Source organism: Pseudomonas gorinensis, assembly GCF_042015035.1.
GTDB classification, from domain to species: domain Bacteria; phylum Pseudomonadota; class Gammaproteobacteria; order Pseudomonadales; family Pseudomonadaceae; genus Aquipseudomonas; species Aquipseudomonas gorinensis.
In genome coordinates this window covers 6,560,269-6,583,470 of sequence record NZ_CP167125.1, presented here as the reverse complement: position 1 = coordinate 6,583,470, position 23,202 = coordinate 6,560,269, and the positions used below count along the sequence as shown (strand labels likewise).

The 23,202-nt window shown below is 59.7% G+C and carries 22 protein-coding genes; 16 read left to right on the top strand and 6 right to left on the bottom strand.

The window, feature by feature from the left end:
• Window positions 1-8: 8 nt before the first annotated feature.
• The 8 genes from rpmJ (at window position 9) to bfr (ending at window position 5,428) form a co-directional block, all read left to right on the top strand.
• Window positions 9-125, top strand: coding sequence for a 50S ribosomal protein L36 (gene rpmJ / locus AB7933_RS30120; protein WP_002555468.1), 117 nt, complete (start codon window positions 9-11; stop codon window positions 123-125).
• A 129-nt stretch (window positions 126-254) separates the two neighbouring features.
• A complete protein-coding gene (rpsM, locus tag AB7933_RS30115) occupies window positions 255-611 on the top strand; it encodes a 30S ribosomal protein S13 (protein WP_024077676.1) in 357 nt (118 codons plus the stop codon).
• 30 nt (window positions 612-641) lie between these two features.
• Entirely contained in the window at window positions 642-1,031 is a 390-nt protein-coding gene (gene rpsK / locus AB7933_RS30110; RefSeq protein WP_002555466.1) for a 30S ribosomal protein S11, read from the top strand.
• 18 nt (window positions 1,032-1,049) lie between these two features.
• The gene (gene rpsD, locus AB7933_RS30105; RefSeq protein WP_003176404.1) at window positions 1,050-1,670 is read left to right on the top strand and encodes a 30S ribosomal protein S4; all 621 of its coding nucleotides are present in this window, start codon (window positions 1,050-1,052) and stop codon (window positions 1,668-1,670) included.
• 22 nt (window positions 1,671-1,692) lie between these two features.
• A complete protein-coding gene (locus AB7933_RS30100) occupies window positions 1,693-2,694 on the top strand; it encodes a DNA-directed RNA polymerase subunit alpha (protein WP_003176403.1) in 1,002 nt (333 codons plus the stop codon).
• A gap of 41 nt (window positions 2,695-2,735) precedes the next feature.
• Window positions 2,736-3,122, top strand: coding sequence for a 50S ribosomal protein L17 (rplQ, locus tag AB7933_RS30095; RefSeq protein WP_007918448.1), 387 nt, complete (start codon window positions 2,736-2,738; stop codon window positions 3,120-3,122).
• Window positions 3,123-3,359: 237 nt separating this feature from the next.
• Complete coding sequence (locus AB7933_RS30090) at window positions 3,360-4,808, top strand: catalase (RefSeq protein ID WP_024077675.1); 1,449 nt, start codon at window positions 3,360-3,362, stop codon at window positions 4,806-4,808.
• A 155-nt stretch (window positions 4,809-4,963) separates the two neighbouring features.
• Window positions 4,964-5,428, top strand: a complete 465-nt coding sequence (gene bfr / locus AB7933_RS30085; protein WP_015886133.1) for a bacterioferritin — start codon at window positions 4,964-4,966, stop codon at window positions 5,426-5,428.
• 67 nt (window positions 5,429-5,495) lie between these two features.
• On the opposite strand, the gene uvrA is transcribed toward bfr, so the two are convergent.
• Window positions 5,496-8,330 (bottom strand): excinuclease ABC subunit UvrA, encoded by a 2,835-nt coding sequence (gene uvrA / locus AB7933_RS30080; RefSeq protein ID WP_024077674.1) that lies wholly within the window; start codon window positions 8,328-8,330, stop codon window positions 5,496-5,498.
• 178 nt (window positions 8,331-8,508) lie between these two features.
• Between uvrA and AB7933_RS30075 the strand changes: the two genes are divergently transcribed.
• The 3 genes from AB7933_RS30075 to AB7933_RS30065 all read left to right on the top strand — a co-directional run bounded on the left by AB7933_RS30075 (window position 8,509) and on the right by AB7933_RS30065 (window position 11,587).
• Window positions 8,509-9,903, top strand: a complete 1,395-nt coding sequence (locus AB7933_RS30075; protein WP_024077673.1) for an MFS transporter — start codon at window positions 8,509-8,511, stop codon at window positions 9,901-9,903.
• Between the two features lie 9 nt (window positions 9,904-9,912).
• Window positions 9,913-10,428 carry a single-stranded DNA-binding protein gene (locus AB7933_RS30070; RefSeq protein WP_003232445.1) on the top strand — a complete coding sequence of 172 codons (516 nt, stop codon included), beginning with the start codon at window positions 9,913-9,915 and terminating at the stop codon, window positions 10,426-10,428.
• A gap of 133 nt (window positions 10,429-10,561) precedes the next feature.
• Window positions 10,562-11,587: an IS110 family transposase gene (locus AB7933_RS30065; RefSeq protein WP_024074122.1), complete on the top strand. Its 1,026-nt coding sequence runs from the start codon at window positions 10,562-10,564 to the stop codon at window positions 11,585-11,587.
• Window positions 11,588-11,860: 273 nt separating this feature from the next.
• Here AB7933_RS30065 and AB7933_RS30060 read toward each other — a convergent pair whose 3' ends face one another.
• Window positions 11,861-12,769 carry a LysR family transcriptional regulator gene (locus AB7933_RS30060; RefSeq protein ID WP_024077672.1) on the bottom strand — a complete coding sequence of 303 codons (909 nt, stop codon included), beginning with the start codon at window positions 12,767-12,769 and terminating at the stop codon, window positions 11,861-11,863.
• 118 nt (window positions 12,770-12,887) lie between these two features.
• On the opposite strand from AB7933_RS30060, the gene tam reads away from it, so the two are divergent.
• Window positions 12,888-13,649, top strand: a complete 762-nt coding sequence (tam, locus tag AB7933_RS30055; RefSeq protein ID WP_024077671.1) for a trans-aconitate 2-methyltransferase — start codon at window positions 12,888-12,890, stop codon at window positions 13,647-13,649.
• Between the two features lie 23 nt (window positions 13,650-13,672).
• On the opposite strand, the gene AB7933_RS30050 is transcribed toward tam, so the two are convergent.
• Entirely contained in the window at window positions 13,673-14,236 is a 564-nt protein-coding gene (locus tag AB7933_RS30050) for a cysteine hydrolase family protein (RefSeq protein WP_024077670.1), read from the bottom strand.
• Window positions 14,237-14,332: 96 nt separating this feature from the next.
• Between AB7933_RS30050 and AB7933_RS30045 the strand changes: the two genes are divergently transcribed.
• The 3 genes from AB7933_RS30045 to AB7933_RS30035 all read left to right on the top strand — a co-directional run bounded on the left by AB7933_RS30045 (window position 14,333) and on the right by AB7933_RS30035 (window position 17,330).
• Window positions 14,333-15,304: a GlxA family transcriptional regulator gene (locus AB7933_RS30045; RefSeq protein ID WP_041161034.1), complete on the top strand. Its 972-nt coding sequence runs from the start codon at window positions 14,333-14,335 to the stop codon at window positions 15,302-15,304.
• Window positions 15,305-15,475: 171 nt separating this feature from the next.
• The gene (locus AB7933_RS30040) at window positions 15,476-16,585 is read left to right on the top strand and encodes a DUF3182 family protein (RefSeq protein ID WP_024077668.1); all 1,110 of its coding nucleotides are present in this window, start codon (window positions 15,476-15,478) and stop codon (window positions 16,583-16,585) included.
• The gene (locus AB7933_RS30035) at window positions 16,575-17,330 is read left to right on the top strand and encodes an alpha/beta hydrolase family protein (RefSeq protein WP_024077667.1); all 756 of its coding nucleotides are present in this window, start codon (window positions 16,575-16,577) and stop codon (window positions 17,328-17,330) included. Before AB7933_RS30040 ends, AB7933_RS30035 begins: the two co-directional genes overlap by 11 nt.
• 287 nt (window positions 17,331-17,617) lie before the next feature.
• Here the strand turns inward: AB7933_RS30035 and AB7933_RS30030 are convergent, their stop codons facing one another.
• Genes AB7933_RS30030 through AB7933_RS30020 form a run of 3 tightly spaced genes read right to left on the bottom strand, consistent with a single transcriptional unit; the run spans window position 17,618 to window position 20,617 of the window.
• A complete protein-coding gene (locus AB7933_RS30030; RefSeq protein ID WP_024077666.1) occupies window positions 17,618-18,574 on the bottom strand; it encodes a lysylphosphatidylglycerol synthase domain-containing protein in 957 nt (318 codons plus the stop codon).
• Entirely contained in the window at window positions 18,564-19,844 is a 1,281-nt protein-coding gene (gene clsB, locus AB7933_RS30025) for a cardiolipin synthase ClsB (protein ID WP_024077665.1), read from the bottom strand. Before clsB ends, AB7933_RS30030 begins: the two co-directional genes overlap by 11 nt.
• Window positions 19,841-20,617 (bottom strand): endonuclease/exonuclease/phosphatase family protein, encoded by a 777-nt coding sequence (locus tag AB7933_RS30020; RefSeq protein ID WP_024077664.1) that lies wholly within the window; start codon window positions 20,615-20,617, stop codon window positions 19,841-19,843. Before AB7933_RS30020 ends, clsB begins: the two co-directional genes overlap by 4 nt.
• A 425-nt stretch (window positions 20,618-21,042) precedes the next feature.
• Here AB7933_RS30020 and AB7933_RS30015 point away from each other — a divergent pair, with 425 nt between their 5' ends.
• Window positions 21,043-23,148 carry a mechanosensitive ion channel family protein gene (locus AB7933_RS30015; protein ID WP_024077663.1) on the top strand — a complete coding sequence of 702 codons (2,106 nt, stop codon included), beginning with the start codon at window positions 21,043-21,045 and terminating at the stop codon, window positions 23,146-23,148.
• The last annotated feature ends 54 nt before the right edge of the window (window positions 23,149-23,202 follow it).

Below are 23,202 nucleotides of genomic sequence, written 5' to 3'. Positions count from 1 at the left end.
AGTTGGTGATGAAAGTTCGTGCATCGGTGAAAAAGCTGTGCCGTAACTGCAAGATTATTCGCCGCGAAGGTGTTGTTCGAGTAATTTGCAGCGCGGAACCGCGTCACAAACAGCGCCAAGGCTGAGTGTGATCCGCTTGAAGCCCGGCAGCTAGTGCGCTGCCGGGTTGATTATTTGTTATTACAGCGATATTATCTCGCGCCCTATTTCTTGGCTTCCGGGGCGTAGGTAGCTGTCAATTGGAGTCCCACTGAATGGCCCGTATTGCAGGCGTTAACATTCCAGATAACAAGCACACTGTTATCTCGCTGACCTACATCTATGGTGTTGGTCGCACTACTGCGCAGAAAATTTGCGCAGTTGCTGGGGTAAACCCAGCCGCTAAGATCAAGGATCTGAGCGACGAGCAGATTGAATTGCTGCGTGGCGAAGTGGCGAAGTTCACCACTGAAGGTGACCTGCGTCGCGAAATCAACATGAAAATCAAGCGTTTGATGGACCTCGGTTGCTATCGCGGTCTGCGTCATCGTCGTGGTCTTCCAGTACGCGGTCAGCGTACCAAGACTAACGCGCGTACCCGTAAAGGTCCGCGTAAGCCGATCCGCAAGTAATCGCCCCAGCGAATCGACAGGAAAATTATCATGGCAAAACCTGCTGCTCGTCCTCGTAAAAAAGTTAAAAAGACAGTGGTTGATGGCATCGCCCACATCCATGCATCTTTTAACAACACCATCGTGACCATCACCGACCGTCAAGGTAACGCGCTTTCTTGGGCTACCTCCGGTGGTTCGGGTTTCCGCGGTTCCCGCAAGTCCACCCCGTTTGCTGCTCAAGTAGCTGCTGAACGTGCTGGTCAAGCTGCGCTGGAATATGGCCTGAAAAACCTCGACGTTAACGTCAAAGGTCCAGGTCCAGGTCGTGAGTCTGCTGTCCGTGCTTTGAACGGCTGTGGCTATAAGATCGCCAGCATCACCGACGTGACGCCAATCCCGCACAACGGGTGCCGTCCGCCGAAGAAGCGCCGCGTGTAATCCAGGAGATTGTAAAGAATGGCTCGTTACATTGGTCCAAAATGCAAACTCGCTCGTCGCGAAGGCACCGATCTCTTCCTGAAGAGCGGCGTGCGCGCGATCGAATCGAAGTGCAACATCGAAGCAGCACCTGGTATCCACGGCCAACGCCGCGGTCGCCAGTCCGATTACGGCACCCAACTGCGTGAAAAGCAGAAGGTCCGTCGTATCTACGGCGTTCTCGAGCGTCAGTTCAGCGGCTACTACAAAGAAGCTGCTGGCAAGAAAGGTGCAACCGGTGAAAACCTGCTGCAACTGCTCGAATGCCGTCTGGACAACGTTGTATACCGTATGGGCTTTGGTTCTACTCGTGCCGAATCCCGTCAGCTGGTATCGCACAAGTCGATCAGCGTTAACGGCCAGACCGTGAACGTTCCGTCCTACCAGGTTCGTGCTGGTGACGTGGTCGCAGTTCGCGAGAAAGCAAAAAACCAACTTCGCATTGTCCAAGCTCTCGATCTGTGTGCCCAACGTGGCCGCGTAGAATGGGTAGAAGTAGACACTGAGAAGAAGTCGGGCGTTTTCAAGAACGTTCCTGCTCGCAGTGATCTGTCCGCCGACATCAACGAAAGCCTGATTGTCGAGCTCTACTCCAAGTAAGGGCTAGAAAATAGGTGCATCCATGCAGATTTCGGTAAATGAGTTCCTGACACCCCGCCATATTGATGTGCAGGTTGTCAGTCCAACCCGCGCCAAGATCACTCTCGAGCCTCTCGAGCGTGGTTTTGGCCACACCCTGGGCAACGCGCTGCGCCGCATCCTGTTGTCCTCAATGCCCGGCTGTGCAGTAGTCGAGGCCGAGATTGACGGTGTGCTCCACGAGTACAGCGCCATCGAAGGTGTACAGGAAGACGTAATTGAAATCCTGTTGAACCTTAAAGGTCTGGCTATCAAGCTGCACGGCCGTGACGAAGTTACGCTGACCTTGTCGAAGAAGGGTTCGGGGGTGGTTACCGCTGCCGATATTCAGCTGGATCATGATGTCGAGATCGTTAACCCCGATCACGTAATCGCTAACCTGGCGTCTAACGGCGCCCTGAACATGAAGCTCACTGTAGCTCGTGGTCGTGGTTATGAACCGGCCGACTCGCGTCAGAGCGATGAAGACGAAAGCCGCAGCATTGGTCGCTTGCAGCTTGACTCTTCGTTCAGCCCGGTTCGCCGTATCGCATACGTGGTGGAAAACGCCCGTGTCGAGCAGCGTACTAACCTGGACAAGCTGGTTATTGATCTGGAAACCAACGGTACTCTGGATCCTGAAGAGGCTATCCGCCGCGCTGCAACCATTCTGCAACAGCAGTTGGCTGCGTTCGTCGACCTCAAAGGTGACAGCGAACCAGTGGTAATCGAGCAGGAAGACGAGATCGATCCGATCCTGCTTCGCCCGGTTGACGATCTGGAACTGACTGTACGTTCGGCTAACTGCCTTAAGGCGGAAAACATTTACTACATCGGCGACCTGATTCAGCGTACCGAAGTAGAACTGTTGAAGACTCCGAACCTGGGCAAGAAATCCTTGACTGAAATCAAGGACGTTCTGGCCTCCCGCGGTCTGTCCCTCGGCATGCGCCTCGACAACTGGCCGCCTGCAAGTCTTAAGAAGGACGACAAGGCGACTGCCTGATCGTCGTAATCACCGAACGTGAGTTTGGTAAGGAATGAACCATGCGTCATCGTAAAAGTGGTCGTCACCTGAGCCGTACCAGCTCGCACCGCAAGGCCATGTTCCAAAACATGGCGGTGTCGCTGTTCGAGCACGAGCTGATCAAAACTACACTGCCGAAAGCTAAAGAACTGCGTCGCGTTGCTGAGCCGCTGATCACTTTGGCTAAGACAGACAGCCTGGCTAACCGCCGTCTGGCTTTCGACCGTACTCGTTCGAAAGCTATCGTTGGTAAGCTCTTCAACGACCTGGGCAAGCGTTATGCTACCCGTGAGGGTGGCTACCTGCGCATCCTCAAGTGCGGTTTCCGCACTGGCGACAACGCGCCTATGGCGTACGTCGAGTTGGTTGATCGTGCTACTGCCGGCGAAGCTGTAAGCGCCGAGTAAGACGACAGTCTGTAACGAAGAACCGGGCCTAGTGCCCGGTTTTTTGTGCGCGCGACAAAAGCGCGATATGTACAAGTTTCCTGCTGTGGCGTTGGGCACTATGGGGCTTGGATTGTTGGTAGAAATTTTCTATTGAGGCTCACAATTTAATGAATTTGTAGCCGTCATGTTGATGATTAATACTTCCTCCAAGCCGATTAGCCTGTAGTTCCAAGTCCGACCAGAGGAAAACTGAACATGAGCCAGAACAAAATCCTTACCACCGCCAGCGGTGCACCCGTTGCGGACAACCAGAATTCCCGTTCCGCCGGCCCACGAGGCCCGTTGCTGCTCGACGACTTTCACCTGATCGAGAAGCTCGCCCACTTCAACCGTGAAAATATTCCAGAGCGTCGCGTGCACGCCAAGGGTTCGGGCGCCTACGGTACCTTCACGGTCACCCGAGACATCACTCAATACACCAGTGCCAAGCTGTTCGAAGCCGTGGGCAAGCAAACCCCGACGTTCCTGCGGTTCTCCACAGTAGGTGGTGAGCGTGGTTCGGCTGACACTGAACGTGATCCACGTGGTTTCGCCTTGAAGTTCTACACCGAAGAAGGCAACTGGGACATCGTCGGTAACAACACCCCGGTGTTCTTCATCCGCGATCCGTTGAAATTCCCTGACTTCATTCACACCCAAAAGCGCCTGCCGCAAAGCAACTTGAAGAGCGCGCAGATGATGTGGGACTTCTGGTCGCACTCTCCAGAGGCGCTGCATCAGGTCACTATCCTGTTTTCGGACCGGGGCATTCCTGATGGCTACCGTCACATGCATGGCTTCGGCAGTCACACCTACAGCCTGATTAATGCCAAGGGTGAGCGTCACTGGGTCAAGTGGCACTACAAAACCAAGCAGGGCATCAAGAACCTGGCGCCGGCAGAAGCAGCGCGGCTGGCAGGTACCGATCCTGATTATGCACAGCGTGATCTGTTCGGTGCGATCGAGCGCGGTGACTTCCCGAAATGGCGTGTGTGCATTCAGATCATGACCGAGGCCCAGGCCAACGCTCATTACGAGAACCCTTTTGACGTGACCAAGACCTGGTCGCAGAAGGAATTCCCATTGATCGAAGTCGGTGAATTGGAGCTCAACCGCAACCCGCAGAACTACTTCGCCGAAGTAGAACAAGCAGCGTTCGGTCCAAGCAACATGGTGCCAGGTGTTGGTCTGTCTCCAGACCGTATGCTTCAGGGGCGTGTCTTCGCTTATGCAGATGCTCACCGCTACCGCGTCGGTACCAATCATCAGCAACTGCCGGTAAACGCCCCACGTAGCCCGGTGAACAGCTATCAGCGTGATGGTTCGATGGCATTCGGCAGTAATGGTGGCGCGGCTCCTAACTACGAGCCGAACAGCTACGTTGACGCACCGAAGCAAGCACCACAATACGCTGAGCCTGCCTTGGCCCTGAGCGGTGCGGCGGATCGTTACGATCACCGCGAAGACACCGACTATTACAGCCACGCCGGCGCGTTGTTCCGCCTGATGAATGATGAGCAGAAAGCGTTGCTCACCAGCAACATCGCCGGAGCCATGGCCGGTGTTTCCAGCGATGTCGTCCAGCGCCAATTGCAGCACTTTTTCAAGGCTGATCCTGCTTATGGAGAAGCAATCGCAAAGGCGCTCGGTGTATCGCTTAACTGACTCTAAACGATAAGCAGAACCGCCCTCATTTGGGCGGTTTTTGCGTTAATTCGACCACTTTTCTCAGTAAATCTGCACTTTTCTGCTGTTGATCCCGTGACCTGGGAGTCATCATGGTTCAAACTACAGACTTTCAAGCAGGGAGATGTAGGGCGATGCAAGGTCACCCCGACGTAATCGATTACCTCAACACGTTGCTGACGGGCGAACTGGCTGCTCGTGACCAATATTTCATCCATTCGCGCATGTATGAAGACTGGGGCTTTACCGAGCTCTATGAGCGTATCAATCACGAAATGGAAGAAGAGGCACAGCACGCCGACGCACTGATGCGCCGTATCCTGATGCTCGAAGGCACGCCACGTATGCGTCCCGATGACCTTGATGTGGGCACCACGGTGCCTGACATGCTCGCTGCCGACCTGCGCCTCGAGTACAAGGTGCGTGCCGCGCTCTGCAAGGGCATCGAGCTCTGCGAGCAGCACAACGACTATGTCACCCGGGAAATCCTGCGGGTGCAGTTGAATGACACCGAAGAAGATCACACCTATTGGCTGGAAAAGCAGTTGGGTCTGATCAAGTTGGTTGGCTTGGAGAATTACCTGCAATCGCAGTTCTGATTCCCGGCTACAAAAAAGCCCCCGTCACTGCTGAAGTGACGGGGGCTTTTTTATCGGGCTTGATAAATCAGGCCCGGTCGCGCGCCAGCAAGGGCTTGAGATAGTAACCCGTGTGGGACTGTGGCATTTCGGAGACCTGCTCCGGCGTGCCCACCGCAATGATCTGGCCACCCTTGGAACCGCCTTCCGGGCCGAGGTCAACCAGCCAGTCGGCCGTCTTGATCACATCCAGATTGTGCTCGATCACCACCACGGTGTTGCCGTGGTCGCGCAGGCGATGCAAGACATCCAGCAACTGTTGAATATCCGCGAAATGCAGGCCGGTAGTTGGCTCATCCAGGATATACAAGGTCTTGCCGGTATCGCGCTTGGACAGCTCGCGAGACAGCTTCACCCGTTGCGCTTCACCACCGGATAGAGTGGTCGCGGACTGCCCAAGTTTGATATAGGACAAGCCCACATCCATCAGCGTTTGCAGCTTGCGCGCCAGCGCCGGGACCGCATCGAAGAACACCCGCGCTTCCTCGATAGTCATTTCCAGGGTTTCGTGGATGCTCTTGCCCTTGTACTTGATCTCCAGGGTTTCGCGGTTGTAGCGCTTGCTCTTGCACACATCGCACGGCACATAGATGTCTGGCAGGAAGTGCATCTCCACCTTGATCAAACCATCACCCTGGCATGCTTCGCAGCGCCCGCCTTTGACGTTGAACGAGAACCGGCCGGGCCCGTAGCCCCGCGAGCGAGATTCCGGAACGCCAGCGAACAGTTCGCGAATCGGCGTGAACAGCCCTGTGTAGGTTGCCGGATTGGAGCGTGGTGTGCGGCCAATCGGGCTCTGGTCGATATCGACCACTTTGTCCAGGTGCTCCAGGCCCTTGATGCTGTCGTGTGCCGCCGCTTCCAGGGTGGTCGCGCCGTTCAGGGCGGTGGCACTCAGTGGGAACAGGGTGTTGTTGATCAGTGTGGATTTGCCTGAGCCGGAAACACCGGTTACGCACGTCAGCAAGCCCAGGGGAATTTCCAGGTCGACATTGCGCAAGTTGTTGCCCCGCGCGCCCTTGAGGTGCAATGCCATCTTCTTGTTACGTGGCGTACGCTTGGCTGGCACTTCAATCTTCACTCGGCCAGACAGGTACTTGCCGGTCAACGAGTCAGGGTGAGCCATGACTTCGGCGGGCGTGCCCTCGGCGACGATATGACCGCCATGCACGCCAGCCCCAGGGCCGATATCGACTACGTAGTCCGCCAGGCGGATAGCGTCTTCATCATGCTCGACCACAATCACCGTGTTGCCGATATCCCGAAGGTGCTTCAAGGTGCCCAGGAGACGATCATTGTCGCGCTGGTGCAGACCGATCGACGGCTCATCGAGGATGTACAGCACACCCACCAGGCCGGCGCCAATCTGGCTGGCCAGGCGAATCCGCTGGGCTTCGCCGCCTGACAGCGTATCGGCGCTGCGATCCAGCGATAGGTAGTCCAAGCCAACGTTGACCAGGAACTGCAGGCGCTCGCGGATTTCCTTGAGGATCTTGTCGGCAATTTCCCCACGGCGCCCGGTCAGCTTGAGTGTACCGAAGTACTCGCATGCATCGCCGATTGGCAGGTTGGTGACTGCCGGCAGCGTCTTCTCGCCAACCCACACATGCCGCGCCTCACGGCGCAGGCGAGTGCCGCGGCAATCCGGGCAGGGTTGAGTGCTGAGGAACTTCGCCAGTTCTTCGCGCACGCTCGCCGATTCAGTCTCGCGGTAGCGCCGCTCCAGGTTCGGCACGATGCCTTCGAACGGGTGGGAGCGCTTGACGATATCGCCACGGTCGTTCAGGTATTTGAAATCGACGTTCTGCGAGCCACTGCCATTGAGGATGACTTTCTGCTGTTCTGCCGACAGTTGATTGAATGGCACTTCAAGGCTGAACTTGTAGTGGGACGCCAGCGACCCCAGCATCTGGAAGTAGTAGACGTTACGCCTGTCCCAGCCGCGTATCGCGCCCTCCGCCAATGTCAGCTCCCCGTTAACCAGGCGCTTGATGTCGAAGAATTGCTTCACGCCCAGGCCATCGCAGGTCGGGCAGGCGCCGGCCGGGTTGTTGAAGGAGAACAGCTTGGGTTCCAGCTCGCTGATGGCATGGCCACAGATCGGGCAGGCAAAGCGCGCGGAGAAGATGATCTCTTCGCCCGGCTCGTCATCCATCGGCGCCACTAGGGCTATACCGTCTGCCAGCTTCAACGCAGTCTCGAACGATTCTGCCAGACGCTGCTGCAGGTCGGCCCGCACTTTGAAGCGGTCGACCACCACATCGATCGAGTGCTTCTTCTGCTTGTCGAGCTTCGGCGCTTCGTCCAGTTCGTAGAGCTTGCCGTTGATGCGTGCGCGCACAAAGCCTTGCGCACGCAGCTCTTCGAATACGGAAAGGTGTTCACCCTTGCGTTCGCGAATCACCGGCGCCAGCAGCATCAGCTTGGCGCCTTCCGGTTGGGCCAGCACCAGGTCGACCATCTGGCTGACGGTCTGGGCTTCCAGTGGAATGTCGTGGTCCGGGCAACGGGGAATGCCCACCCGCGCGTACAGCAGGCGCAGGTAGTCGTAGATTTCGGTGATGGTGCCCACGGTGGAGCGCGGGTTGTGGGACGTCGACTTCTGTTCGATGGAAATCGCCGGCGACAGGCCTTCAATGGTGTCGACGTCGGGTTTTTCCATCATCGACAGGAACTGGCGGGCATAGGCCGACAGCGATTCCACATAGCGACGCTGACCTTCGGCATACAGCGTGTCGAACGCCAGGGAAGATTTGCCGGAGCCGGACAAGCCGGTGATGACGATCAATTTGTCCCGGGGCAGGGTCAGGTCGATGTTCTTCAGGTTGTGGGTTCTAGCCCCACGAATCAGGATCTTGTCCAAGATGGCCTCGCACGGCGGGCGTAAATAATGCAGGAGTATACGGCTAAAGACTGGATGAATATACACTGTCAAAGTGCCGGGTGCAGCCTTACATGAAAGCTGCGCGGCAAAGCGCCGCATATACCCTCTCAATCGATGGGACTGGTAGAATCGCCGCCGGTTCACACGAGGTTTTTCCATGCACGATCCCCACAGCGAACGCATGAGTAGCGGCGAGACCCGAGCAGCAAGCGGTCTGGCCCTGGTGTTCGCCTTCCGTATGCTTGGCATGTTTATGGTGTTGCCAGTGCTGGCGACCTATGGAATGGATCTCGCAGGAGCGACCCCCGCCTTGATCGGCCTGGCCATTGGCGCCTATGGCCTGACCCAGGCGATTTTCCAGATTCCATTCGGCATCATTTCCGACCGTATTGGCCGCCGCCCTGTGATTTACCTGGGGCTGATCGTGTTCGCTCTCGGCAGCGTGCTCGCGGCCCAGTCGGATTCGATCTGGGGCGTGATCGCCGGACGTATCCTGCAGGGGGCCGGGGCAATTTCCGCAGCGGTCATGGCCTTGCTGTCCGACCTCACCCGCGAGCAACACCGCACCAAGGCCATGGCCATGATCGGCATGACCATCGGTCTGTCGTTCGCCGTGGCGATGGTGGTCGGCCCGTTGCTGACGCGCGCCTTTGGCTTGCACGGCTTGTTCCTGGCCACCGGCGGCATGGCGTTGTTCGGGATCGTGATCGTGGCCTTCATGGTGCCGCGCTCCACCGGCACGTTGCAGCACCGTGAGTCGGGCGTCGCCCGCAAGGCCCTGTTGCCGACACTCAAGCATCCGGATTTGCTGCGCCTGGATTTAGGTATCTTCGTATTACACGCAATGCTGATGTGTAGTTTCGTCGCCTTGCCCCTGGCCCTGGTGCAAAAAGCCGGGTTGCCCAAGGAGCAGCACTGGTGGGTCTACCTGACTGCCCTCCTGATTTCGTTCTTCGCCATGATCCCCTTCATCATCTACGGCGAGAAGAAACGCAAAATGAAACGAGTTTTACTCGGCGCCGTCGCGACGCTGATGCTCACTGAGCTATTCTTCTGGCAGTTCGGCGACAGCCTGCGGGCACTGGTAATCGGTACGGTGGTGTTCTTCACCGCATTCAACCTGCTGGAGGCCTCGTTGCCTTCGCTGATCAGTAAAGTTTCACCGGCCGGTGGCAAGGGCACGGCAATGGGGGTGTACTCCACCAGCCAGTTCCTTGGTTCTGCACTGGGCGGCATCATGGGTGGCTGGATGTTCCAGCACGGCGGTTTGTCGGTTGTGTTCCTGGGATGTGCCGGGCTGGCTGCACTTTGGCTGGCCTTTGCTGTTACCATGCGCGAACCTCCCTACGTCACAAGTCTGCGTTTGCCGCTATCGCCCGAGGCGATCCGTGAAAGCGGTCTGGTAGAGCGCCTCAAGGCCGTCGTTGGGGTAACCGATGCAGTCGTGGTTGCTGAAGAAGCAGCCATTTACATCAAATTGGACACCGAATTATTGGATCGCGCGACGCTCGAGCAACTGGTCAACCCAGTGCCGACAGCGCGCCCAGCTTAGGAGAACGTTATGGCCCGTGGGGTTAACAAAGTCATATTGGTCGGTACATGCGGCCAGGATCCCGAAGTTCGCTACTTGCCTAACGGTAATGCCGTGACCAACCTGAGTCTGGCGACCAGCGAACAGTGGACCGACAAGCAGACCGGCCAGAAGGTCGAGAAAACCGAATGGCACCGCGTGTCGATGTTCGGCAAGGTGGCAGAGATCGCCGGTGAATACCTGCGCAAAGGCTCGCAGGTCTACATCGAAGGCAAGCTGCAAACCCGCGAGTGGGAAAAAGACGGTATCAAGCGTTACACCACTGAAATCGTGGTCGACATGCAAGGCACCATGCAACTGCTGGGCGGCCGTCCACAGGGTGACCAACAGGGCCAGGGCGGCATGTCCAACTCGGCACCGCGCCCACAGCAGTCCCGTCCGCAGCCAAGCCAGCAGCCACAACGTGAGTCGCGCCCAGCGCCACAACAGGCCGCTCCGCAACCGGCTCCGGATTTCGACAGCTTTGATGACGATATCCCGTTCTAAGGTCGCAGACCCGCAACGAGCGATACTCAAGAACCCCCGCTGGCGCAGGCCGCGGGGGTTAATGAGATGGTCACCCCCACACCCTGCGAGGGCTACGCTTTCGCAGGGTGTTTTGTTTTTGGAGGCCATCATCATGAGCGAGTCAGCACTGATCGGGATCGATCTCGGCAAACATAATTTCCACCTTCTGGGCCAAGACAAATCGGGCCGCGAGGTGTTTCGCAAAAAGCTCTCGCGAGCGCAGATGATGCGGTTCTTCGGCAACTTGCCGAGCTGCGTCGTGGTAACGGAAGCCTGTGCCGGCTCTCACTTCATCGCCCGTCAGCTTGCGGCGATGGGGCATACGACCAAGTTGATTTCACCGCAGTTTGTCCGCCCTTTCGTCAAGGGCAACAAAAATGACTTTATCGACGCAGAGGCCATTTGCGAGGCGGCTTCCCGTCCGTCCATGCGCTTCGTTACGCCTAAAACCGAGTCTCAGCAAACCCTGTCTGTCCTGCATCGCATGCGCGAGTCGTTGGTGCATGACCGCACCAAGACAGCCAATCAGATGCACGGTTTCCTGCTGGAATTTGGCATCAGCCTGCCCAAAGGCTCAGCCATCATGAAGCGTTTGGCAGCTGTTTTGGCCGAGCATGAGCTGCCTGTGCGGCTGACAGTGCTGTTGCAACGCCTGCACGATCACTTCGTTTACCTGGATGAACAGATCAAGGAACTGGACAAACAACTGGCTTGCCAGCTGGCCGACGATGATCTGGGGAGCCGTTTGCTTAGCATGCCGTGTGTCGGTCCGATCACCGCCAGCCTTCTGGCTGTAGAAATGGGCGATGGCAAGCAATACCGATGCAGTCGCGATTTTGCGGCTTCAGTGGGCTTGGTGCCGCGACAGTACAGCACGGGCGGCAAAGCCAATTTGTTGGGGATCAGCAAGCGGGGTGACAAGCACCTGCGGCAACTGCTGGTGCAATGCTCCAGGGTTTACATGCAGAGGCTGGATCATCAGAAGGGGGCTTTGGCCGACTGGGTGCGAGCGCTGCTGCGCCGACGACACTCGAATGTGGTGGCCTGTGCCCTGGCCAACAAACTGGCGCGTATCGCTTGGGCGATAGCGGCTCACCATGCGCAATATGAAGCAGGGCCAGACGCCTTGAACGCCTGACCCTGCGGTTGTTGCAGTACCACAATTCACCCTTCAGGTTTTGCGATAGCTGAACAACGGATGACGTGAACGGCCTACCGGCCTGGCGAAGATCCTGACATAAAAATCGGCTTCAGAAGCCGACGGGCTTTTAAGGATCGTCAGGCGCGACTCTCATCGTGGCGCTGGGGCAAGCCCCAAACAGACGCCGGATAGATTTAAGCAAGCCAACCACATCGCCCGTTAATCAGTATTGCAAAAATGGGGGGGACCATAGATTTTTATGGCTACTGATCAGGCGTCTGTTGCCGCCGTGGTCAGCACCATGTCCTTGAACCGCCGCAATACGGCCGAGTCATCACCGGCTCGCGTCGCCAGGTGGAGCGGCGCCACCAGGTTCCGGCAATCCGTCAGTGGCCGATAGACGATGCCGTCTCCACGCAGCCGTTGCATCGACGTCGGCACGATGGATACGCCAAGGCCCGCTGCCACCAGGCTCAAGGTTGCTGTCATGCGCGGCGCTTCCTGCACCACTTGCGGGCTGAACCCCGCTTCACGGCAGGCCACCAGGATCGCGTCATACAAACCCAACCCCACGCGCCGTCGATAGAGTACGAAGGACTCAGTGGCCAGTGCCGCCAAAGGCAGGGGGGAGGCGGCGTCGAGTGCCAGGGGATGATCGGTGGGCAGTGCCAACAACATGGGCTCCACGAGGATCGGTTGGTCCTGCAGCGATTGAATCCCGCTGAGCGGTGAGCGGATAAAGGCTGCGTCGAGTTTTTCATGCACCAGCGCATCCAGCAGTTCGCCGGTACCTGCTTCCTCCAGCACCACCGAGACGCCCACGAAGGTTTCGCGAAACAGCCGCAGCACACTGGGCACGAATGGGTGCAGGGCGGCCGAACTGGTAAACCCGATGGCCAGCCGTCCGCGCTCACCTCGGGCAGCGCGACGCACGACCTCCGCCACGCCGTCGACACGTGCCAAGACCTCGCGCGCTTCCTCCAGCAACGCCAGCCCGGCAGGGGTTGGGCGCACGCCACGGGGCAGGCGTTCCATCAGCACAACGCCCAGCTCGGCCTCAAGGCTTTGCAGCAGTCGCGTCAACGGTGGCTGCTGCATCCCCAAACGTTCCGCCGCGCGGGTGATATAGCCTTCTTCGGCAATGGCGACAAAGGCTCTGAGTTGGCGCAACTCCAACATAGGGATACTTTCCAGGTATGGGAGGTCGTCAATCCTGGCATTTGTTCTCATGGCTCACAAGATTTAGGCTGTCTTCACCCTTTAAAAAAGCCGCCTCTAAAAAAGAAGGAAAGCCGCGATGACCTGGTCTGCCAAGCAATACACGATGTTTGAACAACAGCGCACTCGCCCGGTTCGTGACTTGGTCGCGGCCATTCCCAATACTGAGGTGCGCACCGCTGTCGACTTGGGCTGTGGCCCCGGTAACTCCACTGAAGTGCTGGCCGGGCGTTTCCCGCAAGCGCAGGTCACCGGCATGGACAGCTCCGATGACATGCTGGTCGACGCCCGTAAACGCCTGCCGGGGCTGAACTTCGAACGGGCGGATATCGGTGCCTGGAGCCCCGAGCAGGCCTTCGACGTCATCCTGGCCAACGCCTCCCTGCAATGGCTGCCCGATCACGCCACGCTCTACCCGCACCTGGTCAACCAACTGACGCCCGGTGGCACGCTGGCGGTGCAAACCCCGGACAACCTTGATGAGCCTGCCCACCGGCTGGCACGAGAGGTAGCGGCAGACGGCCCATGGTCCGCGAAGATCGGTGCGGTCAAACACCATGAGCGGCACACCGCGAGCTACTACTACGAGCTACTCAGCCAACACTGCAGCGCCGTCGACGTGTGGCGCACCACCTACCTGCATCCGTTGGCGGATCATGCGGCGGTGGTGGAGTGGTTTAAAGGTTCTGCATTGCGGCCATTTCTTGCGCCGTTGAGCGACGGGGAAAAGGCCGCATTCCTACGGGAATACCAGGCACGGATTACGCAGGCTTACCCAGCCCTGGGCGATGGCACCGTGCTGCTGCCGTTTCCGCGCCTGTTCGTCATCGCCACGCGCTGAAGCCAGCAGCATACGGGGGGCGGTCACGCGGCCGCCGTTTGTGTCTTGAGGTATTCATCCGCCGACACCACGCCTGCATAGCCGAATGCCAGCGATGCCATATAAGCGTCATGCACCTGCGCCGCCGGGATGACTTTGCCATTGAATTCCAGGTCGCGGGTGGCGCAGGCGTCATGGATCAGCGTGACCTTGTAGCCCAGGTCCGCCGCCGCTCGCACCACCGCATCGATGCACATGTGGCTCATGCTGCCGACCACCACCAGTTCGGTAATGCTGCGTTGTTCCAACAGCTCACGCAGGTTGGTTTCACGGAACGCATTCACGAAATGCTTCAGTACCACTGGCTCATTGCCCTCGTTCAACACCTTGGGGTGCAAGTGCGCCCCCTCGGAGTTCGGTGTAAAGAAGGGAGCATCCTGCGAGGTGAACTCATGGCGCACATGTATCACCGCATCGCCCGCCTGGCGAAAGGCCTGGAGCACTTGTGCAGCCTTGTCCGCCGCGGCTTCCACGCCGCTGAGCGGCCACTTGCCCTGGGGGAAGTAGTCGTTCTGGATATCGATTAGGATGAGTGCTTGCTTGGCCATGGGTGTTGCCTCGTGATGGGTTGATGGGGCCAGTATCTTAGCTGGCGCCGCTGCCGAGGATTGGCTGCACCGACAATAACAGGGGGAAAACTGACAATGGCCGTGGAACGCTCGATCGTCGAGCTGGGTGTATTGATCTATCAAGGGGCGCAATTGGCTGCGGTGCATGGCTTGACCGACCTGTTCGGTGTGGCCAACCGGATCGCCGCCGAGCATCAATCCGCGCAACTGCCGCTGCTGCGGGTCAGCCACTGGCAGGTGGATGCCCAGGGTACCCCCGCGCGGGTATTCGACAGCCACCCCGGCCCTGACCTGCCGCTGATGGCCGTGCTGGTGCCGCCCTCGATTGGCGAGTTCACCGACGAGCAAGCGCCGCCCGCGTTGCTGGCGTGGATTCGCCAGCAACACGCGGCGGGCACGGTTCTCGGTGGCGTGTGCATTGGTTCGATCATGCTGGCGCGTAGTGGCCTGCTGGACGGGCGCAGCGCCACCACGCATTGGTCCTCCGCCACATCCTTCGCCGCTCGTTACCCAGCCGTACGCCTGGAAGCGGATAAACCGATTGTCGATGATGGCGACCTGATCACGACCGCCGGGCTGATGGCCTGGTCCGAACTGGGCCTGCGCCTGGTTGACCGCACCATGGGCCCGAGCATTGCGGCCCAGACCGCCCGGTTCCTGGTGATCGCGCACAGTGACAGCGCCAGCCACTGCGGCAGCAACTTTGCGCCGATCCTCGGGCACGGCGACAGCGCGATCCTCAAGGTGCAGCACTGGTTGCAGGCCAGTGGTGCGGTGGATGTCAGCGTGGCGGCAATGGCCCAGGAGGCGGGTCTGGAAGAGCGCACATTCCTGCGGCGCTTTCGCGGCGCAACAGGGTTGAAGCCCACCGAATACTGCCAGCACTTGAGGGTCGGCAAGGCTCGGCAGATGCTGGAGTTCACCAACGGCACCATCGACCATATCGCCTGGACCGTGGGTTATCAGGACCCCAGTGCCTTTCGCGCCACCTTCAAGAAAATCACCGGCCTGGCCCCCAGTGATTACCGCAGCCGGTTTGGGGTGTGAATCGTGCAGAACACCGCGTCCATCCGCGGCTGTCGTGCAGAATCAAACAGGCCAACTGCCATCGCTTTTCAGCTAACCACTTGATTTTCACGCCATCGCCTTGAGCCAGGCCTTGGCTTGATCCCTGCAACAGTGTCTGCACACACATGGCGGGACAATCAAGGGGGACGCATGACCCCAACGCAGCGCAAAAAGCTGGTCGTTGCCCATTCCACGCGGGAGGGCGCGCCCCAGCATGAAGTCGAAACCAATCGCGCCCTGGCGCGCTGGCTGGCGCAGATCCTCGGCCTCAAGTTTGGCGGCAGCTACGACCCCAACCGGCACGCTGGGCGTGATCTGTATGTGCTGCCCACCCAAACCCTGGTCGGCCCGGACCAGGCTCGCCCATTCGGTATTAGTGGCCCTGACGACCTGTGGGGCGGCTATGTCGATCACGACTTCATCTGTACCAAGGCGATCAGTCACGGCGTGTTGGGCCCCGAAGCCGTCGCCCCGGAGGGCTGGTCGACGTTATTTGGTGAGCGCGTGCGCGATGTGGTGTTGGACGGCTTGAGCGTGTTTGCCCTCAAGGATGCGCGGGAAGCTGCGACACGCCTGCTCTACAGTGGGCCGATCCGGTTGAAACCTGTGCACGCCAGCGCCGGGCGTGGCCAGCAAGTGATCCGTAGCCTGGATGAGTTCGACGCGTTGCTGGCGCGCCCCGAAGCGGCGCAGCTATTCGACGACGGTGTGGTATTGGAACAGGACCTTCAGGATGTGGTCACTCATAGTGTGGGCCAGAGTTTCATCGGCGCGCACCGGTTCAGCTATTGCGGCGAGCAATACTTGACCCAGGACGGGCAGGGTGAAGAGGTCTACGGTGGCTCGAACCTGATCGTGGTCCCGGGTGACTACGACGACCTGCTCCAACTCGACCTGTCCGACGACGTACGCCTGGCCATCCGGCAAGCCCAGGTCTTCGACGCCGCCGCGCTTGAGGCCTACCCTGGTTTTTATGCCTCACGGCGCAACTACGACATCGCCCAGGGCGTGGACAGCAACGGCCAGCGTCGCAGCGGTGTACTTGAACAGTCCTGGCGCATGGGTGGGGCCAGCAGCGCGGAAGTCGCGGCGCTGCAAAGCTTCATCAACCACCCGGGCCTTAAAGCCATTCATGTGTCCTCGGTAGAAACCTACGTGGACCAGCCACTGCCGGCGGATGCCATCGAGGTTTACCGTGGCCCGGCCGAAAACAGCGACTTTCTTCTCAAGTACGTGACGGTTAAACCTTATGACGGCTAGAAGCGAAAGCATTGCGATCGACATCGACGGCGAACAGATGAGCGGCACGTTCTTGAGCCCCAAGTCCAAAGTGCCTGGGGTGTTGTTCGTGCACGGCTGGGGCGGTAGCCAGGAGCGTGATCTGGAACGGGCCAAAGGCATCGCCGGCCTGGGCTGCGTGTGCCTGACCTTCGACCTGCGTGGCCATGCGGGCACTGGCATTCCGTTGTCCCGCGTGACCCGCGAAGACAACCTGCGCGACCTGTTGGCCGCCTACGACCGCCTGCTGTCGCACCCGGCCATCGACACCTCGGCGGTGGCGGTGGTGGGCACCAGTTACGGCGGTTACCTCGCCGCCATTCTGACGTCGTTGCGCCCGGTGCGCTGGCTGGCGCTGCGCGTGCCGGCACTGTACCGCGACCAGGAATGGCTCAAGCCCAAGCGCGATTTGGACAAGGCGGACCTGATGGATTACCGCAGTACGCTGGTGCACGCGCAAACCAACCGCGCCTTGCATGCCTGCGCGCAATTTACCGGCGATGTGCTGATCGTCGAATCGGAAACCGACGACCATGTGCCCCACGCGACCATCATGAGCTACCGTGCGGCGTGCCAGCGGACACACTCCCTGACCCACCGCATCATCGACGGCGCCGACCACGCCCTGAGTGACCCAGTCTCCCAGCAGGCCTACACCTCGATCCTGGTGGACTGGATCACCGAGATGGTGGTGGGCGAACGGTTGAGCATCATCCAGTCCCAATAGCCTGGCGCCCGCGAATTGGGCGCTCTGTAACCAGCGGGCTTGCCCTAATGCCGTTCAGTTAAGGCTTTTTTGTAGGAGCGAGCGTGCTCGCGAAGCACTCACAGGCGCCGCGTTCATTCAGGAAACACGCGTTATCGTTGACGTTTTTCGCGAGCAAGAACTAGGCGTCCCCCTCGCTCCTACAGAAGGCGATGTACGCTTAACTGAACGGCATTAGGACTTGCCCCGCGTTGGGCTGCGTAGCAGCCCCAAAACCAGCCGCTGAGGAGTGCCTGATCCTCCGCCTGTCAAGCCGCTGCCTTCTTCACCCGCAACGCCTTGGCCTTGGCTTCCACCGCGAGGTACATCACCAGCGCAATCAGCAACGGCAAGATAAAGTAGATCGCCCGATACGCAATCAACCCGGCGAGCAAGCTGCCCCGCGACGCCTCATGCTGCAACAGCGCAATAAACACCGCCTCCAGCACCCCAAGCCCGGCAGGGATATGGGTCACCACCCCGGCAATCGCACTGATCAGCAACACCCCCAGCACCAACGGGTAGTCCAGCTTCGCCGGCAGCAGGGTGAAAATCACCGCCGCCATCAATGACCAATTCAACGCACCGAGCGCCAGTTGCAGACACGCCATGCGCAGCGACGGCAGGTTGATCTCGATACTGCGAATCGCCCACGCGCGTTTTGTCGAAAACTGGCAGGCCGCCAAGTAGCCCAGGCTCGCCAGCACCAGCAATACTCCGACACCTTGCAGGGCGCCGCTGCTGAGCTTCCAGCCCGGTGGCATTGTCACCAACCCGCTGCTGAACACGACGCCGGCCAGTGCCATATAGCCGAACCAATTGGTCGCCAGGCTCAAGCCGAGGATCTTGGCAATATTGCCGGTGCTTACCCCCAGGCGCGAATACAGGCGGTAACGCATGGCGATACCACCGACCCACGCACTCAGGTTGAGGTTGAACGCATAGCTGATGATCCCCACCGGCAGGATCTGCTTCCAGCGCAGGGGCTGGCGGATGTAGGTGCGGCCGATCAGGTCGAAGCAGGCGTACACGATAAAACTGCACAACGTCAGCGTGCCGGCGATCAGCAAGGTGCGTAGCTTGAAGTCGCCCAAGGTCTGGAACACTTCGCTCCAGTCGACGCGCCGGGCGAGCAGGGTGAACAACACGATCAGCAAGAGGAAGAACGCGACAGTCAGCGGCTTCTTCCAGCGTGTAAAACGCGAGCGGTTGGCTTCAGCGGTCATGGGCCCGACTCTCAAAGGGTTTCAAACGCGGTTTGTGCGCCGGCAGCCAGCCTGTCAACGCCGGGAAATGGCGCATCACATGGAACACCAGGAAACCCACGGTCAAGCGCCAGAGCCACAGGCGCGGCGTGCGGTTTTCCGGCATGGTCTGGCAATGGTGCTTGCTGAGCACGTCGAGGCGTTCGTACAGCTGCTGGTTGAATGCCCGGTCGCGAATCAGCACATTGGCTTCCAGGTTCAGCGACAGGCTCAGCGGGTCCAGGTTGCTGGAACCCACGGTGCTCCAGTCGTCATCCACCAGCGCCACCTTGCCGTGCAGCGGGCGCTGGCAATACTCGTGGATCACCACGCCATCCTTGAGCAGGTAGTCGTAGAGCATGCGCGCCGCCAGCTTGGCCAGCAGCACATCGGGCTGGCCCTGCATGATCAATTGCACGTGCACGCCCCGCCGCGCGGCGTTGCGGATCTCGCGCAGCAAGCGGTAGCCGGGGAAGAAGTAGGCATTGGCGATCACCGCGCGGCGCTGGGCTTTACTCAGGGCGTGGATATAAGCCTCTTCGATGTCATCGCGGTGCTGCACGTTATCGCGATAAATCAGGCGCACCAGGCCGTCGCCGTCTGCCGAGGTCCACGGTGAGGGGCGCCGGTCGCGGCGTCGCCAGCCGCGGCGGCTGCGTACTTTTCGGCCGCTTTGGGCCAGGGCAAAGTGATGCAGGTCGGCGACCGCCGGGCCGACCACCTGCACCGCGTAATCCTGCTTGGCCTCGGGGCCGTAGTCGCCCAAGTGGTCGGCAGAGAAGTTGATCCCGCCGATAAACCCCACGCGCGCATCCACCACTACGATCTTGCGGTGCAAGCGGCGGAACCAATTGGTGCGAATGCCGAGGGTCTTGGACGCCGGGTCGAACATCTGCACTATCACCCCGGCTTCGGCCAACTCAGCGAGGAAGGCCGGGCTCAGCTCGCCGCAGCCAAACCCGTCAAGGCTGGCGACGACTTTGACGCCGCGCCGTGCCGCATCGACCAGGATGTCCCGTAGCTCATGGCCAACCTTGTCTTCGAACAGGATGAAGGTTTCCAGCAGGATTTCCCGCTGGGCCTGGCGCATGGCGTCGAACACTTTCGGGAAGTAGGCCTCGCCGTTTTCCAGCAACTCGATCTGGTTGCCGCTCTGCCAGCCGTAATCCAGGTCCCGCGCCGAGGCTTCGTCCGGTGGCTGGTCGGTAGCGATATGGGCGACGGCGACTTTTTCCAGTGGGGCACTGTTCATAGCTCGATCTCCACTGACAGGGGCGCGTGGTCTGACAAATGCGACCAGGGGCGGCTGTTCAACACCTGGGGCGCATGCGCCTTCACATTGCGCACATAGATTCGATCCAGGCGCAGCAGGGGCAGGCGCGCGGGGAAGGTGCGCGGTGGTTTGCCATGGGCCTCGGTAAACACTTCGCGCAGGCCGCAATGGCGCAGGTCGGCGCGCAGGCGCCAGTCGTTGAAGTCGCCGGCAACGATCAGCGGTGCATCGGCGGGAATCTGCGCCACGCGCTCGGCGATCAGGCGCAGTTGCTGCTGGCGATGTTTTTCCTGCAAGCCCAGGTGCACGCAAATGGCATGCAGTTCCTTCTCCTGCCCGGGCAAGCGCATCACGCAATGCAGCAGCCCGCGACTTTCATGGCCGCTCTGGGAGATGTCGAGATTGTCGTAGCGCACGATCTGGAACTTCGACAGCAGCGCATTACCGTGATCGCCATCGGGGTACACCGCATTGCGCCCATAGGCGTACTGCGGCCAGATGCTGTCGGCGAGGAACTCGTACTGCGGCATCGCCGGCCAGTTGCTATAGCGCTTGGGGTGGCGTTCGTGGGTGCCGTGGATTTCCTGCAGGAACACGATATCGGCCGCCACACTGCGTACCGCCTCGCGTAATTCCGGCAGGATGAAGCGCCGGTTGAGGGCGGTGAAGCCCTTGTGGGTATTGACCGTCAGCACGCGAAAACGGGTGATGGTGGTGGTGGGTGTCGGGGGGATCAGTTCCGAGTGAGTCATGCCAATCCCTCAGGTATCAGTCGTCTCCGGGAGGCGTTGCGTGACGCAATCAACCACGCGCGTTGCCGCCTGTAGTGCCCGCCGGAAATGCCGATATGAATCGCCGCCATGTTTGCTCCCGTGGATGTAAGGTCGAGTGACCTCCGTTTTGGGATGACTGCGATATTTGCGCGAAAGTTTCCGTGGGCCTACAGGCGGTACCCATCCCGGAAAGACGCGCGGGTTGCCAGTGCGAGCAAGGCCATGGGCATGGCTGCAACTCCGGTGGTTTCACTCCGGCGTGCAGCGGCTGGGTGTGACTTGTGCGGAAAAGGTGGAGAACGGCATTTGATCTTTGCCTATAGGGCAAAGATGTCGACACAGGGGAACGATCAGGATTCAAACCCGTCAGTTCCTTACAGACCCTTCTGAAGGAGCTCGGAGTTTTGCTGAATCTCAAGATTGCATTACTGCTCGGCGCGCTGTTGTTTTGCACCAGTGGCGCACTGCAAGCCGCGGCCTCCGCGCCTGAAGCCGAAGCGCCGGCCAAGCCGGAGTTGCTGGTCGAAGGCGGATTGCTCGGCGCCATCAGCTCCAGCATGGATGATGTGCAGCAGAAGCTCGATCTCAACCAGAACCTGATAGATGAGTGGCGGCTGCGCGCCGACCGCGCCGCGGATGAAGTCGGGCGCCTGGTGAACCAGACGGCGCAGCGTTCGCCATGGAGTGTGGCCGGGGATTTCCTGATGCTGTCCGGGGTGTGGATCGGCGCCTTCGCGTTGTTGACGCTGCTTGGGCGTTTTATCCTGCGGCGCCTTGGGCGGCGCACGTTCTTTGAGCAGCGTGGGCGGCTGCGTGCGGTGCTCGGGTATGTGCTGCCCTATACGATTCCCGCGCTGATCTGCCTGCCGCTGACCCTCTACTTCAGCCACTTCCTACCCACCTCGATAGGCCGCGCGCTGGCGCTGTGTTTTGCCTACGCCACCAGTAGCGGCATTTTCTCCACCTCCATGCTGCTGTGCGTCATCGTCATGTTCAACGTCGGCCACAAGCGCCCGGCGGTGCATATTATTCGCGACTACTGCCCCAAGCCGCTGTTCCTGATTGGCTTTCTCGCCGCCCTCAGCGACGCCCTGACCAGCCCGCAAATCGCCCGTCAGTTGGGCGGCAATATCACCAGCAGTATTGCGGTGTTGACCGGTTTGTTGGCGGCAGTGATTTTCGCTGTGCTGGTGATACGCCTGCGGCGCCCGGTCGCGCATCTGATCCGCAATCGGCCCCTGGCCCAGCGTCTGAAGCATCCCGCGTTGCAGCAGTCGCTACGGGTGTTTTCCGGGCTGTGGTACTGGCCGATCCTGTTGATGGTGTTGGTCTCGGCGATCAACCTGATCGGTGCCGGCGACGACAATCAAAAAGCCCTGCGTTGCGCGCTGTTTACCACGATCCTGCTGATCGGCACGGTATTCCTCAGCACCGTGCTGCAACACCTGTTCAAATCCCGTAGCCAGGTGGCGATCCAGCGCAGCAGCGCCTACAAGGAGCGCTTCCTCAGCCTGTTGCACGCGATCTTGCGCATCATCATGGCCATCGCGTTTATCGAAATCCTCGGGCGTATCTGGGGTGTGTCGCTGTTCGAATTTGCCCAGCGCAACTCGGTGGGGCGCGCCATCAGTGACTCCCTGAGCAGCATCGGCCTGATCCTGCTGATGACCTGGCTGTTCTGGGTGGTGCTCGACACGGCGATTCAGGAAGCCTTGAAACCGCCGCTAAACAAACGCTCCAGCCGCCAGCCCAGTACGCGGGTGAAAACCATCCTGCCCCTGCTGCGCAATGCGGTGAAAATCATATTGGTGGTGATCTGCGCGATCACCACCATGGCTAACCTCGGCATCAACGTCGCGCCGCTGCTGGCGGGGGCCGGGGTGGTGGGGCTGGCAATTGGTTTTGGCTCGCAGCAACTGGTGCAGGATGTGATCACCGGCCTGTTCATCATCATCGAAGACACCCTGTCGATTGGCGATTGGGTGGTGCTCGACTCCGGTCACGCGGGCACTGTCGAAGGCCTGACCATTCGTACTCTGCGCCTGCGCGACGGCAAGGGTTTCGTGCACTCGGTGCCGTTCGGGCAGATCAAGGCGGTCACCAACCAATCGCGGCAATTTGCCTATGCGTTCTTCTCCGTGCAGTTCACCTACGACACCGATGTGGATAAGGCCGTGGAGCTGATCCGCGAAGCCGGGCAGTCGATCCGGGATGACGTGTTCCTCAAGTACAACCTGCAAGGGCCGCTGGAGGTGTTCGGCGTCGACAAGATGGACCTCAACGGCGTGGTGCTCACGGCGCAGTTCCGTACCGTGTCGGGCGGGCAATATGCGGTGAGCCGTGCGTTCAACCAGCGTTTGAAAAAGCTTGTGGATAACTGTGATGAGGTGCACTTCGCGCAAACTTATCCACAGCAGGTTTTGCTGCCGAAGCGTACATCCCAGGTGGATGAGCCGGATGAAGAGGTGCCGGCGTCGGTGGTGTTGACGGAGCAGCCTAGGTCTCAATGAGGGAGGACTGTTCTGGCCTCATCGGGGGCAAGCCCCCTCCCACATTTGATTGTG